11 protein-coding genes are annotated in these 14,134 nt (G+C 37.4%); 2 read left to right on the top strand and 9 right to left on the bottom strand.

All coding sequences use genetic code 11. The features are described 5' to 3' along the window. From Q360_RS26215 to Q360_RS0118920, 9 genes are all read right to left on the bottom strand, one after another. A partial coding sequence (locus tag Q360_RS26215) for a hypothetical protein (protein ID WP_211251606.1) occupies nucleotides 1–829 on the bottom strand: 829 nt, incomplete at its 3' end. 15 nt (nucleotides 830–844) lie between these two features. Further along, a complete protein-coding gene (locus Q360_RS0118955; RefSeq protein ID WP_245603297.1) occupies nucleotides 845–2,296 on the bottom strand; it encodes a RagB/SusD family nutrient uptake outer membrane protein in 1,452 nt (483 codons plus the stop codon). A 34-nt stretch (nucleotides 2,297–2,330) separates the two neighbouring features. Then, nucleotides 2,331–5,366: a SusC/RagA family TonB-linked outer membrane protein gene (locus Q360_RS0118950; protein WP_027078487.1), complete on the bottom strand. Its 3,036-nt coding sequence runs from the start codon at nucleotides 5,364–5,366 to the stop codon at nucleotides 2,331–2,333. Nucleotides 5,367–5,605: 239 nt separating this feature from the next. Beyond that, nucleotides 5,606–8,407: a helix-turn-helix and ligand-binding sensor domain-containing protein gene (locus tag Q360_RS0118945; RefSeq protein ID WP_036196313.1), complete on the bottom strand. Its 2,802-nt coding sequence runs from the start codon at nucleotides 8,405–8,407 to the stop codon at nucleotides 5,606–5,608. Between the two features lie 74 nt (nucleotides 8,408–8,481). Then, entirely contained in the window at nucleotides 8,482–8,757 is a 276-nt protein-coding gene (locus Q360_RS0118940) for an ATP-dependent Clp protease adaptor ClpS (RefSeq protein WP_027078485.1), read from the bottom strand. A 20-nt stretch (nucleotides 8,758–8,777) separates the two neighbouring features. Further along, nucleotides 8,778–9,614: a 50S ribosomal protein L11 methyltransferase gene (gene prmA, locus Q360_RS0118935; protein WP_027078484.1), complete on the bottom strand. Its 837-nt coding sequence runs from the start codon at nucleotides 9,612–9,614 to the stop codon at nucleotides 8,778–8,780. 164 nt (nucleotides 9,615–9,778) lie between these two features. Then, nucleotides 9,779–10,528, bottom strand: coding sequence for a triose-phosphate isomerase (gene tpiA / locus Q360_RS0118930; RefSeq protein WP_027078483.1), 750 nt, complete (start codon nucleotides 10,526–10,528; stop codon nucleotides 9,779–9,781). A 55-nt stretch (nucleotides 10,529–10,583) separates the two neighbouring features. Then, the gene (locus Q360_RS0118925; protein WP_027078482.1) at nucleotides 10,584–11,681 is read right to left on the bottom strand and encodes a BT_3928 family protein; all 1,098 of its coding nucleotides are present in this window, start codon (nucleotides 11,679–11,681) and stop codon (nucleotides 10,584–10,586) included. A gap of 4 nt (nucleotides 11,682–11,685) precedes the next feature. Then, nucleotides 11,686–12,237, bottom strand: coding sequence for a DUF1599 domain-containing protein (locus Q360_RS0118920; protein ID WP_036196312.1), 552 nt, complete (start codon nucleotides 12,235–12,237; stop codon nucleotides 11,686–11,688). Between the two features lie 101 nt (nucleotides 12,238–12,338). On the opposite strand from Q360_RS0118920, the gene folP reads away from it, so the two are divergent. Then, nucleotides 12,339–13,163: a dihydropteroate synthase gene (folP, locus tag Q360_RS0118915; RefSeq protein ID WP_027078480.1), complete on the top strand. Its 825-nt coding sequence runs from the start codon at nucleotides 12,339–12,341 to the stop codon at nucleotides 13,161–13,163. Between the two features lie 57 nt (nucleotides 13,164–13,220). After that, nucleotides 13,221–14,006, top strand: coding sequence for a diadenylate cyclase CdaA (gene cdaA / locus Q360_RS0118910; protein ID WP_027078479.1), 786 nt, complete (start codon nucleotides 13,221–13,223; stop codon nucleotides 14,004–14,006). The last annotated feature ends 128 nt before the right edge of the window (nucleotides 14,007–14,134 follow it).

Genomic DNA, 14,134 nt, shown 5'->3' with positions numbered 1-14,134 from the left:
CAAAATCTACAGGTGTACCTAGGTTAAATGCTCCACCTTCAAATTGTGCTCCAGAATTTGTAACAGCACCTACTTTTGATTCTTCTGCATTTATACCAGAAACATCAGGATTATCTACCACCTCATAGCTTGCACCATTAAATGTAGAAAACGCATAGTTTACTGTAGCATCATCAAAAGTTATTGGCAATACTATCGGTGCAGCATTACCTGTTATCGTAATAGTTTCTGAAATCTCTATAGTAGCTGAACCAGCGCCTCTTGCAACTATACGCACTTCATAATCTCCAGCCTCAGCATACATATATGTAGCAGTTTCACCACTCATAATCGTTACCGGAACCTCGTCAGCTCCAAGTCCAAAAAACACATCGTATACCGTTGCATTAGTGGCAGAAGGTGTCGTACTAACCTCAAAAGGATTTGTTTCGGAAATAGTAATTGCAGCCGTTAAATCTGTTGGTGGTGTAAATGAAATGGTCACTACACGAACCAACTCGCTAGTAAGACCAGTTGCACCCACAGCTAAAATCCTTAAATTAAACTCACCTTCGCCGTATACTTTACTTACGGTTTCTCCTGGACTAACCGCAATAGCAGTTTCACCTTCTACATCTCCATAAAATACATCAAAAGAAGATGCACCTACAGCTGTGGGTGTTATTGTTACAGTGCCCGTATCATCTTGGGAAATATCAAAAATAGCACTTAAATTTGTGGGTGCTGAAATCTCTTGTAAAGCGAATGATGTATTATCGTCATCTTTACATCCCGTAAAAATGCTCGCTACAAAGAGGAATACTAATAGTTTCTTACTTATTCTCATCATTACAAATTTTAGTTTTTAATATCCTGGATTTTGTGCCCAACGATTACCTGTTAATTCTATTTCTATCAATGGAATTGGGAATACTTCATGTTTTCCCGTTTGAAAACCATCTATTTCCTGAGCGGCCCTACCGGTACGTACCAAATCAAAAAACCGGTGTCCTTCTCCAACTAATTCCACTCTTCTTTCCTGATAAATAGCCTGTGTTAAAGACTCTCCTGTTGCGTTAACATTTGCTAAGGTTGCCCTATTTCGTACCCTATTCAAATACGTTTGAGCTCTATCATCACTAATTCCACCCCTGTTCAATGCCTCAGAAGCCATTAACAAAACATCCGCAAAACGTATAGAACGATAGTTATTAGGATTAGTTAAATTGGCATCACCAATATTAGCATCTCCTTGGCGTGCTATATATTTTCTATTATAATATCCTGTGTGTTCAAAACCTTCAACAAAACTTACATCTGCATTAGCATCAGCCCAAGCATTGATATCCAAAATAGCAACATCCTGTCTTGCGTCATTAATTTCAAAAGCATCATATACTTCTTGGGTTGGTATATTGAAACTAAAGCCAGACTCAAACAGGGGTCCTGAATAATTACGAATACCATTAAATCCAACAGCCACATTCCCTTCACTACATTGCAGGCAGTCGAACCCTGCACCTTCTTGGTCTGTGTATTGCACCTCAAAGACCGATTCTATATTATTCTCGTTATCGTTCTCAAACATTGTACTGTAATCCATTAGCAAATCATAGGTGCTAGAGTTGATAACCTCCTCCAAAATTGGTGCTGCTTCTGCAAATTTATCTTGATATAAATATACCTTTCCCAACAAGGCTTGGGCAGCCCCCTTGGTAGCCCGTCCAACATCAGCCGCAGTAACAGGTAAAGTAGCAGCAGCTAAAACCAAATCATCTTCAATTTGAGCATATACGTCACTCTTTGGTGCTCTATCGATAGTATTTTGTTCACCGAAATCTATTCTTCTATCTATAGTTAATGGTACATCACCAAACCACTTCACCAATTCAAAATAATAGTACGCCCTTAAAAATCGTGCCTCGGCCAATATGAGGTCTTTACCTGTAAAATCTATTTTATCTTGAAACTCCAAAATATAATTCGTTCTATAAATACCACCGTACATCCAACCCCAAATATCACGTAACTGCTGGTTTACATTGAAGTGCGCCATATCATCTATCTCTTGAATACCGGGGCTATCCGTAGCACTCTCACCACCGGCCAATGTATTGTCTGATGCAATCTCTCCCAACATGACATTTAAGTAGGTAGATTGAAGCAAATCATACGCTGATGATAAAGCGCTTTGATACTCCTCCTCGGAATTAAAGAAATTTTCAGAATCCTCATCAAAGGAATCTACATCTACAAAATCGTCCGAACAAGCCAAAAGAACGATGCTCGAAACCAATACAAAAAGAAATTTTTTCATAAAACCTGTGTTATTATCTTTTGTGCTCATTACCTTAAAATTTAAAGTTTACGCCTAACAAATAGGTTCTAGGCACGGGATAGAATCCTTGATCAATTCCACCACCTATGGCATCCCCAGAGGAGGCACTAGGATCGTATCCTCTATATTTGGTAAAAGTGTAAATATTATTGGCAGATACATATATACGTAACTTATCTGCCCCAAACTTATCCATAACCGTTGTTGGAAACGTATAGCCTATCTGCGCATTTTGTATTCTTACAAAAGAACCATCCTCCACAAAGAAATCTGAAAACAGCGTATTTGCTGTAGCTCCCGTTGTGACTCTTGGCTCTGCCGTAGATGTTCCTTCGCCCGTCCATCTATCAATCGTGTATACCGAACGGTTGACTAAAGGTTGGTTACGCTCATAGTTTCTTACGATGTCATTTCCTATGGATGCAAAAGTATAGGCTCCAAAATCAAAATTCTTATAGTCAAAAGCGATGTTGAATCCCATGGTAGCCTCCGGAATAGGATTTCCTATGTCTATCCTATCATCTGAGTCTATAAGCCCGTCCCCATTCTGATCTACGAATCTTAAATCTCCAGGCCCAGCATTTAATTGTGCGGCATGGGCATCAACTTCCCCTTGATTCTGAAAAAGACCATTGGTTTCCAAACCGAAAAAATATCCTATTGGCTTACCTGCCTCCATTCTAGATGGGAAATCTTGACCTACACCGAAAGCACCACCTTGTAAGAAGCCCACCCCATCGTTAACGTTCTGCACTTCGTTGTTTAAGAATGTAACATTATAATTAACAGAGAAAGACATATCATCTGAAAAGTCTGTACTATAGCCAATAGCAAATTCAAAACCAGTGTTGTCTACAATACCTGAGTTAATAAATGGTGGTTGTGTACCGGGCGCAGAAGCGCCTAATATTCCTGACACTGGTGGTTGTAATAAGAGTCCATCTGTTCTTTTTTGAAAATAATCTGCAGTAATATCTACCTTGTTATCAAAAAGGCGCATATCAACACCTATATCCAAAGTTATTTGTTCCTCCCATGCAATAACGGAATTGGGTAGTATGCCAACAGCCCGTCCAAAATTTAAGTTATTATTAAAAACATACGTACCCTCGCCGTCCAATACACCTCTAAATGAGTTAGCTCGGATTTTGTCGTTTCCTATGATACCATAACTACCCCTAAACTTTAAAAAATTAATTACTTTATTATCCATCAGAAAATTTTCATCGGAAGCTATCCAACCAACCGAAGCAGATGGAAAATATCCAAAGCGATTATCTGGCCCAAACTTGGTAGAACCATCCCGTCTAAGAACGCCAGAAAATAAATATTTACCTTTATAATCATATTGTACTCGTGTAAAGTAGGACAATAAACGTTCGTCAAATTTTCCACTGAGCCCTGCTAAAATCTGCCCGTTAATTGTTTCTTCGGCATCGGCCATATTAGCCTCAGCAAAATCAACATCAGTTCCGAAAAAGCCCTGTGTGGTGCCAGAAAACTGACCTTGATTTATTAAAACTGACGTCCCGAGTAATACTTTCAACTTATGGTCTTCTCCAAAACGTTTGTCGTAGGTGATAAAGTTATCGAAAGTAAAGTCTCTAAATAGGTCTTTGTTCTCAAACAATGCAGGTCTGCCTGGGTTGTTAAATACTTTTCCTGAACCAAAGAACGCAGTAGGCGTAAGTGTTCGATTACTTGACTCTGCGTAGTTAAACTGAACACTGGTCTCTGCTGTGAAGTTCTCCCAAAAACTATAATTCAAGCCTAATTTACCACTGATACGATTTGTTTTAGTCGTGTTGAAATTGTTATCCAATTGTGCCATTGGATTAATTACTTCGTTACCTAGCCCTTCGGATAAGGTAAAAGCTCCATTTTGGTCTCTAACAGAAAAAGTTGGCGCATTGTTCAGGGAATTAAAAAGAACTGAACCAATACCATTTTCATTTAAATTTTTATTACCCTGCCCCGTGTAGAGTACGTTGGCAGTCAACTTTAAATTATCTAATAAATCACTATTAAAATTAAATCTGGTAGTATACCGTGTAAAATTCGCGCCATTCCCACCAACGATACCATCTTGAGTTAACAAAGAAGCACCAAAAGAAAAGGTAGACTTTTCAGTACCGCCTGTAATAGTTAAGTTTTGATTTATAATGGGTGCCCTTTGAAAAACTTCATTTTGCCAGTTCGTACCAGAACCTAAACGCGAAACATCTGGAAATGGATTCGCTTGACCACCAGCGGCAAATGCTTCATTGGCAATCAACGCATATTCTGTAGCGTTTAATACTGGAATTCTTCTTGAGGTTTCTTGGAAACCACCAAAAGCATCATAGGTGAATTTTAATTCAGAATTTTTTCGGCCAGTTTTGGTCGTTACCAAAATAACACCGTTCGCTGCTCTTACCCCGTAAATACCTGCTGTTGCATCCTTAAGAACATTAATGCTTTCTATATCACCTGGGTTTAAGACACTCAGGTCTTCAATAACATTCCCATCCACTAAAATTAAAGGTCTATTATCTCCATTGGTAGATATACCCCTAATACGAATGTTAGAGCCGCCCCCTGGAGAACCTGAATTGGAAGTTATATTTACTCCCGCTACTTGACCTTGTAAGGCTTGTTCAACTCTTGTAGGATTTAACGCTTCTATGGTTTCCGAACCTACTATAGAGACAGCGCCAGTTACTTCCTTTTTTCTTTGGGACCCGTACCCTATAACAATGACCTCGTCCAATGCGCTTACATCTTCTTGTAGCAACACCTGAATGTTGGTTTCATCACCGACAATAATTTCCTTTGACACAAAGCTGATGTAAGAAAAAACAAGGATATCACCTTTTTGCACATTACTTATCGTGTAATTTCCATCAAAATCAGTGGAGGCACCATTAGACGAATTTTTCACAAACACATTAACACCTGGAAGTGGTTCATTAAGTGTTTGGTCTTTAACAGTACCAGAAATAGTTACGCTTTGAGCTGAAAGAACAGAATTAAAACATACCAATAATAAAATAGTAAAGACGCACTTCATTTGTTGTAATTTTTGAGATAGCAAAATAGGCACTTCGTAATACAAATCCCAAAAAGATACCGCAACAAAAAACATACATTCGTAAAAAAATAGCCATTTTTTTGTCAATTCTTTAAATGCACCCAGTAAATAATAGTATTATTTACTTTTTAAGATACCATAAAAATAGGCCCGATGTAAAACAAAAAAAGCAATTGTATGGGTAATGTTGTAGTAATTATAGAAACTGTTGTAGTTATCTACAGCTCTATAATATAGGTTGTAAGACTACTTTCGTGAGGAAGGTCCATTTTCTTTCGTAAACGATATCGTTTTACCTCCACGCTACGCACAGAAATATTAAGTAACGGTGCAATCTCTTTAGAGGCTAAATTCAACCTTAAGTATGCACATAGGCGCAGGTCGTTTGGCGTAAGTTTTGGATGCGCCTCCTTAATCTTTTTAAGAAAATCTTTATCAGCATTATTGAAAGCTTCTTCAAAAAACTTCCAATCATCCTCATTGGTAAGGTTTCGGTCTATAGTTTTAATGACCGATTTTATCTGAGTTGGATTATCAGCCCTAATTAACTGCTGTTTTATCGTGTTTAAAAACTCGTTCCTCTTAATGATACTCATTGTCGAAACTGCCAACTCCCTATTTTTACCTTCTATTTCTACACTTAGTTTTTCATTTTTAAGTTGCGCCAATTGCTTTTCGGTTTTTAGCTTCTTACGTTTTAACTTTCTTTTTTCATCTGCTAACACCCTTTGTTGTTTTGCTGTATAGTACTTTTTATATACCCTGTGCAGTCCTAAAAAAAACACAATAACAGTGAGATTATAAAAGACCAAAGCAGCGTAGGACAGATACCAAGGTCTATTAACCCTAAAACCATAGTTAGCTGTATTCGTAGTAATAGTATTACCAACTTTTGCTCTTACCTCAAACATATAATCCCCGTACGTAATATTATTAAAGCTTGCAGTAGGCTCAAAACCCCAATTACTCCAGTTTTCAAATAAACCTTGCAGCCGATATTGATAAGATACCTCAGAATACTTTTCATATTGGGGCACTGTATAAGAAAAAGATATAGAGTTAGCTTCAAAATCTAATTCAGAATCACCAGAAAGTGGCAGCAATAACCCATCTTTAAGTTCTAAATTACTTTTAACGGCTGAAATTGCTATGGTGTAACTTAAATTTTTCCTTTTTTCCAAGTCTAGCGTAACAAGGCCATTAGAAATACCAATTAAATATTTATCATCTGTAATCCTATTGATGTTTTCAAAACCCGCCACGCCCAAACTTCCCCGGAAGAAAGATGGAATAGGAATCGTAGTAATTGATAGAGCTTTAGAAAAAACTTCTGGTGAAATCATGGACAAGCCATTCTTAGTAAAATACCAAAGCCTATTTGCTCCTTTATCAGGAAGTGCTATACTGGTTATACCACCAGCTTCGTTTATTAGAAGACGATTTAAAATAGAATCAGGCTTAAAGCTAAGACTACCACTTTCTTTAGCAAAAGCTCCATTGACACTTGAATAAATAATTTGATTGTTATACTTCACCAAACTAGAACCATAACCCATTTGAGAATGCGTTTGAATATCCTCCACTTTCTTGAAACCTTCATCAATCGATAAACTATAAAGTCCTTTGATTTCATGATTTACAAGCACCTTGTTGTTGCCTATAATTTCAAAAAAACGGGTTGAAATATCAAAACCCTCAAGTTTATTCCTATAGGACCAATCCCCTCCTTTTTTTTCTAGAATTGAAATACCATTATAATTACCTTGAAGAAATAAATTCGATTGCCCTTCAATTCTTTTTATGCCCCATGTACCTGGAAACGAAGAAATTAATTCTGCATTATCATCCTTTATAAGGTACGTTCCATTGTTATGTCCGCAAAGTAAATAACCATCAAAAGCATCCAAACTCCAAACCTGCCCTTCGGTACCTCCTACTAATTCAAACCCCTGTTTTGAACCAAACTTCCTTACAAACAAACCTTGATTTGTTCCCAAATACAACTTATTCTGAAAAAATTTAGAAGTATATACAGAACCAAGTTGCCCACTATTGTCATTATATTCATTAAAAGGAGAATTCATATTAATAACACTAATTCCATTATCAAGCCCTAACCATAGGTTTTCGTCAGTATCTTCAAAAACTGATAAAATCGTATTATTATTAAGCCCATTTCTTCTACTAATAGTTCGTATTAATTCCCCGTTGAAATCTATTTGATATGCACCATCAGAAATAGTCCCTAAGATATACGTACCATCTTTTAACTTTTTAGTAGCGTATACAACAATATCGCCAAATGGTTTTAACAACCCAACTTCTCTAGTTATAAGTTTAGTATCGACTACTTGTAAAAATTTGGCGTTATCAAGAATCAGTACAAGATTGCCTAGCTCTTCATACATCCCCACCACCTTTCTATCCTGCAAGGAAGCTGAATCTATAGTAAATATCGGCTCCCCATTCTCAATTCGATAAATGTCCTTATTCTGATTTTGGTAATAAACGGCATCATTAACTTTAAAAATATGCGCCTTTATTGATTTAGCTTCTATCCACTTAAACTGCTTAGATTTAATATTGTAGCTATATATTCTATCTAAAGATTGAAAAAGAACCCAATTTCCTAAAGTGACTATATTCCAAAATTCTTCATCCTCCACCATTGGGAATTCCAATTGGCTAGAAATAGACGTATAAGCCAATTCTCCAAAACCATTCCTTTGCCAAAAACCAAACTCCATGTATTGCCCAGTCAAAATCAAGTTACGTTCGGAATGTACGGACCTGATGATACTATTATTGGGTGAATTATATCTACGCCAACTTAGACCATCGTATTCCAAAAGGGAATGATTATTTGCAATGAAGATATGTTTATCCTCTCCTTGTGTTATGGACCAGTTTTGATTCTCACCCTTATAATCTAGCGGAGAAAAATTCTGAATAGGAGGTAGCTCTTGTGCGGAAATGCCAAGAGAAAGTACGAATAGAAGAAGGATTGATTTTCGCAACATAAATGACTTAATAATCCTGTTGCTTAAATATAGTAAAAGTAAACGACCTTAAGGCAGCTTATAACATTAGTATCTCAAATAATCTCAGCACTTAACCCTGCACTCAAAAGGCCTGTACAACGTGGCTCCAAATCTTTGTATTCTCCAGTTTTTACCGTGCACTTTCCTTTGTAGTGTACGATAAGACTACATTGCTCGGCTTGTTCGGGTGTATGATCACAAACGGAAATCAATGTTTCAATAACATGGTCAAACGTATTCACATCATCATTAAAAACAACGATTTCATTTTGTCTTACGGTCTCCTCTTCTATTAGGAGCTCCTCGGAAATTTGTTCTTTAGTGCTCATCAGTATAATTTTACTATTAACTAAAATACGTATTTTGCTGCAACCCAATTATTTTTTTCGATATTTTTTTCTAACCTTAACCCTTCGATTCTGCATTTTTGAGTAATCAATTCTAAGTCCTCTTTGTAATATCCACTTAGCAACAGAACCCCATTTGGATTCAAACAACCTACATATTTTCCAATATCTTCCAAGAGTATGTTTCTGTTGATATTCGCAATGATAACGTCGTATCGTTGTGCATCTAGGAGACTAGCGTCGCCCTCATAAACGTTAATAAAATCGACACTATTGCGCTCCACATTTTCTTTTGCATTAAGATAGCACCAGTTATCTACGTCTATAGCATCTACTGGTTTAGCCCCGCGCATGGCCGCCAAAATCGCTAATACTCCCGTGCCACTTCCCATATCCAATACGGACTTACCATCTAACTGCAATTCCAAAAGATGCTGAAGCATCATGTGTGTGGTTTCGTGATGGCCAGTTCCAAAACTCATTTTTGGTTCTATCACAATATCATAGGCAACGCCCTTCTTTTCGTGAAAAGGGGCGCGTATCATACAAATATCATCTACTACTATGGGTTGAAAATTTTGCTCCCAAGTAGCATTCCAGTTCTCTTGCTCTATTTCTTTTCGAACAAAGGATATTTCAAAATTAGGATTACCGAATATCCCTATAGCTTCCAAAATAGAGTCACTCCAATCAATCTTTTGTATGTACGCTAAAACACCATGTTCTTCTTCCACAAAACTTTCAAAACCCGCAGCTCCCAATTCAGCAATTAGAATATCAGAAGCTGGTTGGGGTGGATTTACGGTGAAATTGTATTCTACGTAAACTGTATTACTCATTTGGTTCAATTAAAAGATAAAAAGAACATGCTGCGGTCAACTGCATCATCTGACATAGATTCGAGCAAGGTACAGAACAGCTGCACTATGGCTCCAATACGTCTCGACCACGTTCGATATGGCCGTAAAATAAGCAGTGATAACTCCCTTGAATTTATAAACGCTTAAATAGCTTTTATAATGGCCACAAAATCGTCTGCAACTAAAGAAGCTCCTCCAATAAGTCCGCCATCTACATCGGGTTTAGAAAAAATCTCTTCCGCATTAGCTGGCTTTACACTCCCACCGTACAATATAGATACACCATTAGCTAAAGCAGTATTGTACGCTTCGCCTATCGTCTTTCTAATAAATGCATGCATTTCTTGAGCTTGCTCCGGAGAAGCAGTCTCACCCGTTCCTATAGCCCAAACAGGTTCATAAGCCAATATAATTTTTGACCATGCAGATGCATCTAAAGAAAATAATGCGTTTCTAAGTTGACTCTCCACTAATTTAAAATGCTTTCCGGATTGACGGTCTTCTAATTCCTCGCCAAAACAGAACATCACACGGATTCCTTTAGCCAAAGCAGCAACTACTTTTTTGGCCAAAATTTCATCGGTTTCACCAAAATAAGCCCTTCTCTCTGAATGTCCTATTATAGCTGTATCCACACCTATATTTAAAAGCATCTCGGCTGATATTTCTCCTGTGTAAGCGCCGCTCTCTGCAAAATGCATATTCTGAGCAATGACCTCTATCTTGGAAGATTCCAAACTACGAACCGCTCCGGTTAGGTTAACATAAGTTGGCGACACCATTACCTCGGCATCCGTATCTGGAAGTTTTGCGGAAAGTTCCGCTAAAAGTGTTTCCGTTTGCTCTAATGTTTTATTCATTTTCCAGTTTCCTGCGACTATTTTACTTCTCATCATCTACTATTTTTTTTGTGATTTATAACTGTGTTCCGTTTTATACCATATCGAACTATTCGAATATTAATTCGTCCAAATCGTTGTAATGTACTTTTTGTATTATAGTTCCTTTATCCAATATTAGCACTCCAGGATTCGATCTTACTATAGTTTTTAGCGTAGTTTCGTCTGTGAAATAAAAGCTGAAATCAAGTCTAAACTCAGAGACTAAGTCATCAGTCTGATCAGCTCCAGAGGCCGACATTCCTATCACCCTGTAACCATTCATTAAAGCGTTGTCCGTTACTTTTTTTATTTCATTAAATATCGCTGTATTTGATTTTCTCAAATCGTAAGCAACGACCATGACCAATTTAGGCTCTTGCAATAAGGAAGCTGCAAAATCCTCTCCATCCTGCTCTACAGTAAAATCATGCACAGGAGGTTCGTAGCCCTTTTGAATCTCGGTGGTTTCTACACCAATAAATTCTCCATCAACAGTTGGATAATCACCCTTGGTTACTATAATCTTTCGCACACCGTCTACCTTAAACTCCCACGCATAATCGTAAATGGCCTTAGGTGCACCTTCTGGTACTCCCATACCGTCCTCAATATTTTTCCCAATTTCGTAAGGCCTGAAATCAATAACTGGTAAATGGTTTAGCACATGATAAGCATATACCGCGCAAGCGACCAAGGACAAAGCCATAATAACCTTTTTAACTGATGGCGCGAAAAGTGGGGTGACATACTTGCTGCCAAAAAATAAGATTAATATAAGCACCAATAATACAATATCCTTCGCGAAAGATTCCCATGGCGTTAGTTTTATCGCATCCCCGAAACATCCACAATCCGTTACTTTGTTAAAATAGGCAGAATAAAAGGTTAAGAATGTAAAGAAAACAATCATCCCCAATAAGCTCCAGAGTGTAAATTTCACCTTGTATCCAATAAGTAACATTACCCCAAGAATTACTTCTAAAATAACTACCAATATAGATATCGCCAAGGCGTACGGAATAAAAATAGACAAATCTAAAACGCTAGGACTAAAATATTCTTCTAGCTTAAAGGAGAAACCAACGGGGTCATTTAATTTAATAAATCCACTAACAATAAAAAGCAACCCAACAAAAACCCTAACCAATCCTATACTGTACCTCATAGCCTTATGTAATTTTGTTTGCTAACCCCAAATGTATCAAAGCGAATACCGCATAATTGATAATATCTTGATAATTTGCGTCAATACCCTCGCTCACTAAGGTCTTGCCCTTATTATCCTCCATGGTCTTTACCCTTAATAGTTTTTGCAGAATTAAATCTGTTAAAGAACTCACGCGCATATCGCGCCAAGCTTCTCCATAATCATGATTTTTATTTAGCATCAACTCTTTTGTTCCTGTACTATGCTTTTCATAGAGCGCAATGGCTCTTTTAGGTTCTAAATCGGGCTGGTCTACCATACCAAGTTCCAACTGAATCAAGGCCATTATAGAATAATTTACGATTCCTATAAATTCTGCTTTTTCATCTTCATCAATTTTATGAACCTCGTTTTCTTGCAACCCTCTAATACGTTGGGCCTTTATGAAAATTTGGTCTGTTAACGACGGTAAGCGAAGAATACGCCATGCACAGCCATAATCTAACATTTTCTTTTCATATAAATCGCGACAAATTTTGATGACCGCATCGTATTGTTCCGCTGTTGTTTGCATGTACTTCTTGTAATTTGTGTAAATTTCGCTTAAAATTTTGTAACTATCAAAACCCTCGGTTTAAACTTCGGTTACACCCATAGCTAAAATTCAGTATATACATGACGATTAACTGCAAAGGAGAACTCATTGATTTAAAATTACCTAGAGTAATGGGAATTCTAAACGTTACACCAGATTCATTTTTCGATGGTGGCAGATTTAAGGACGAGAAAAATGCGCTAAAACAGGTTGAAAAAATGATGCTAGAAGGTGCCAGTTTTATAGACATCGGCGCATACAGCTCAAAACCGGGGGCTGATGAAGTCTCTGAAGCATTAGAATTAAAGCGAATTATACCCATCGTTGAACTGGTACTGAAATATTTTCCAGATGTACTCTTGTCTATTGACACCTTTAGGGGAACTGTTGCAAGAGAGTGTGTTGAACGCGGAGCGGCAATCGTAAATGATATTTCCGCAGGCCTTAGAGATGAAACCTTATTAGATACCATAGCTAATTTACAGGTGCCCTACATTATGATGCATATGCGCGGCACACCAAAAACGATGCAAAAACAGACAGTTTACCAGCACCTTATGCAGGATATCTTGCTTTTTTTTTCGCAAAGACTTGCTATGGCTAGGGAGAAAGGCATACACGATATAATTATTGATCCAGGTTTTGGTTTTGCAAAAACCTTGGAACAGAACTATCAACTATTACAACAACTGGAAGCCCTAAAAGTTACTGACCTACCTGTACTTGCTGGGATTAGCAGGAAATCTATGATTTACAAACTCTTAAATAGCGAACCGGAAAATGCCCTTAACGGAACCACCGCATTACATATTGTGGCCTTGACCAAAGGAGCCAATATATTACGAGTGCACGACGTTAAAGAGGCTGTAGAATGTGTAAGACTCCATAAGCAACTTACATCTTAAAAGCTCACTTCCCTTTTCATACCTTAAATTTTGTTAATTTTACAAAAACTGCATTCCTTGGATTTTTTGAATTTTATCGATTTTAAGATTACGGATATCTTGGATATTGTCCTCGTGGCAGTACTCCTCTATTATATTTACAAACTAGTCCGTGGCTCGGTAGCTATCAATATTTTTATCGGTATTGTTATCGTTTGGGCCTTTTGGAAGTTGACAGAGCTTTTAGGAATGGAAATGATCAGCAGCATCGTAGGTGCCTTTATGCAGGTAGGCCTTATTGCCTTAATTATTGTTTTTCAACAGGAAATTCGAAAGTTCCTTTTAATGATTGGCTCTACCAACTTCGCCAACAAACGTAACTTTATTAAACATTTTAAATTTTTGAGACAAGAGGGTATTACTACTACTGTTGACGTAGATGCCATCTTAAACGCCTGTGAGAAAATGTCTAGTTCCAAAACCGGGGCTATTTTGGTATTGGAACGGAACAACTCCTTGGATTTTATAAAAAGTTCTGGGGACCGCATGAACATAGAAATAACCCAGCCCATCATCGAAAGTATTTTTTACAAAAACAGTCCCTTACACGATGGCGCCGCTGTAATCGTTGATAATTATATCGTTGCTACAAGGGTCATTTTACCCATATCCAACGAACGTAATATTCCTTTACGCTTCGGATTGAGACATAGAGCTGCTGTTGGGATAACCGAAAAAACAGATGCACTGAGCATAGTTGTAAGTGAAGAAACCGGATTAATTTCCTATATAAAAAATGGAGAATTCGTATTGTACGATTCTATTTCACAATTAGACACTATGCTTAAACAAGATTTAGTGTAGGATTACAATAGTGGTTAATTAAATACATCTGCATATTATCGCTCATGGCATCTAGACTACGCTCGATGTGACAAAGCTGAACACATCTCTTGCAAGTGAATCACCAGAAGTGTAAACTTCACAATAAC

Source organism: Maribacter antarcticus DSM 21422 (assembly GCF_000621125.1).
Taxonomy (GTDB): Bacteria; Bacteroidota; Bacteroidia; order Flavobacteriales; family Flavobacteriaceae; genus Maribacter; species Maribacter antarcticus.
This window is presented reverse-complemented; position numbering and strand designations above follow the sequence as displayed.

What these genes read in the sequence shown, in the direction of transcription:
- Q360_RS0118955 (WP_245603297.1), bottom strand. Translation starts at nt 2,296, where the DNA reads ATGAAAAAATTTCTTTTTGTATTGGTTTCGAGCATCGTTCTTTTGGCT.
- Q360_RS0118950 (WP_027078487.1), bottom strand. Translation starts at nt 5,366, where the DNA reads ATGAAGTGCGTCTTTACTATTTTATTATTGGTATGTTTTAATTCTGTT.
- Q360_RS0118945 (WP_036196313.1), bottom strand. Translation starts at nt 8,407, where the DNA reads ATGTTGCGAAAATCAATCCTTCTTCTATTCGTACTTTCTCTTGGCATT.
- Q360_RS0118940 (WP_027078485.1), bottom strand. Translation starts at nt 8,757, where the DNA reads ATGAGCACTAAAGAACAAATTTCCGAGGAGCTCCTAATAGAAGAGGAG.
- prmA (WP_027078484.1), bottom strand. Translation starts at nt 9,614, where the DNA reads ATGAGTAATACAGTTTACGTAGAATACAATTTCACCGTAAATCCACCC.
- tpiA (WP_027078483.1), bottom strand. Translation starts at nt 10,528, where the DNA reads ATGAGAAGTAAAATAGTCGCAGGAAACTGGAAAATGAATAAAACATTA.
- Q360_RS0118925 (WP_027078482.1), bottom strand. Translation starts at nt 11,681, where the DNA reads ATGAGGTACAGTATAGGATTGGTTAGGGTTTTTGTTGGGTTGCTTTTT.
- Q360_RS0118920 (WP_036196312.1), bottom strand. Translation starts at nt 12,237, where the DNA reads ATGCAAACAACAGCGGAACAATACGATGCGGTCATCAAAATTTGTCGC.
- folP (WP_027078480.1), top strand. Translation starts at nt 12,339, where the DNA reads ATGACGATTAACTGCAAAGGAGAACTCATTGATTTAAAATTACCTAGA.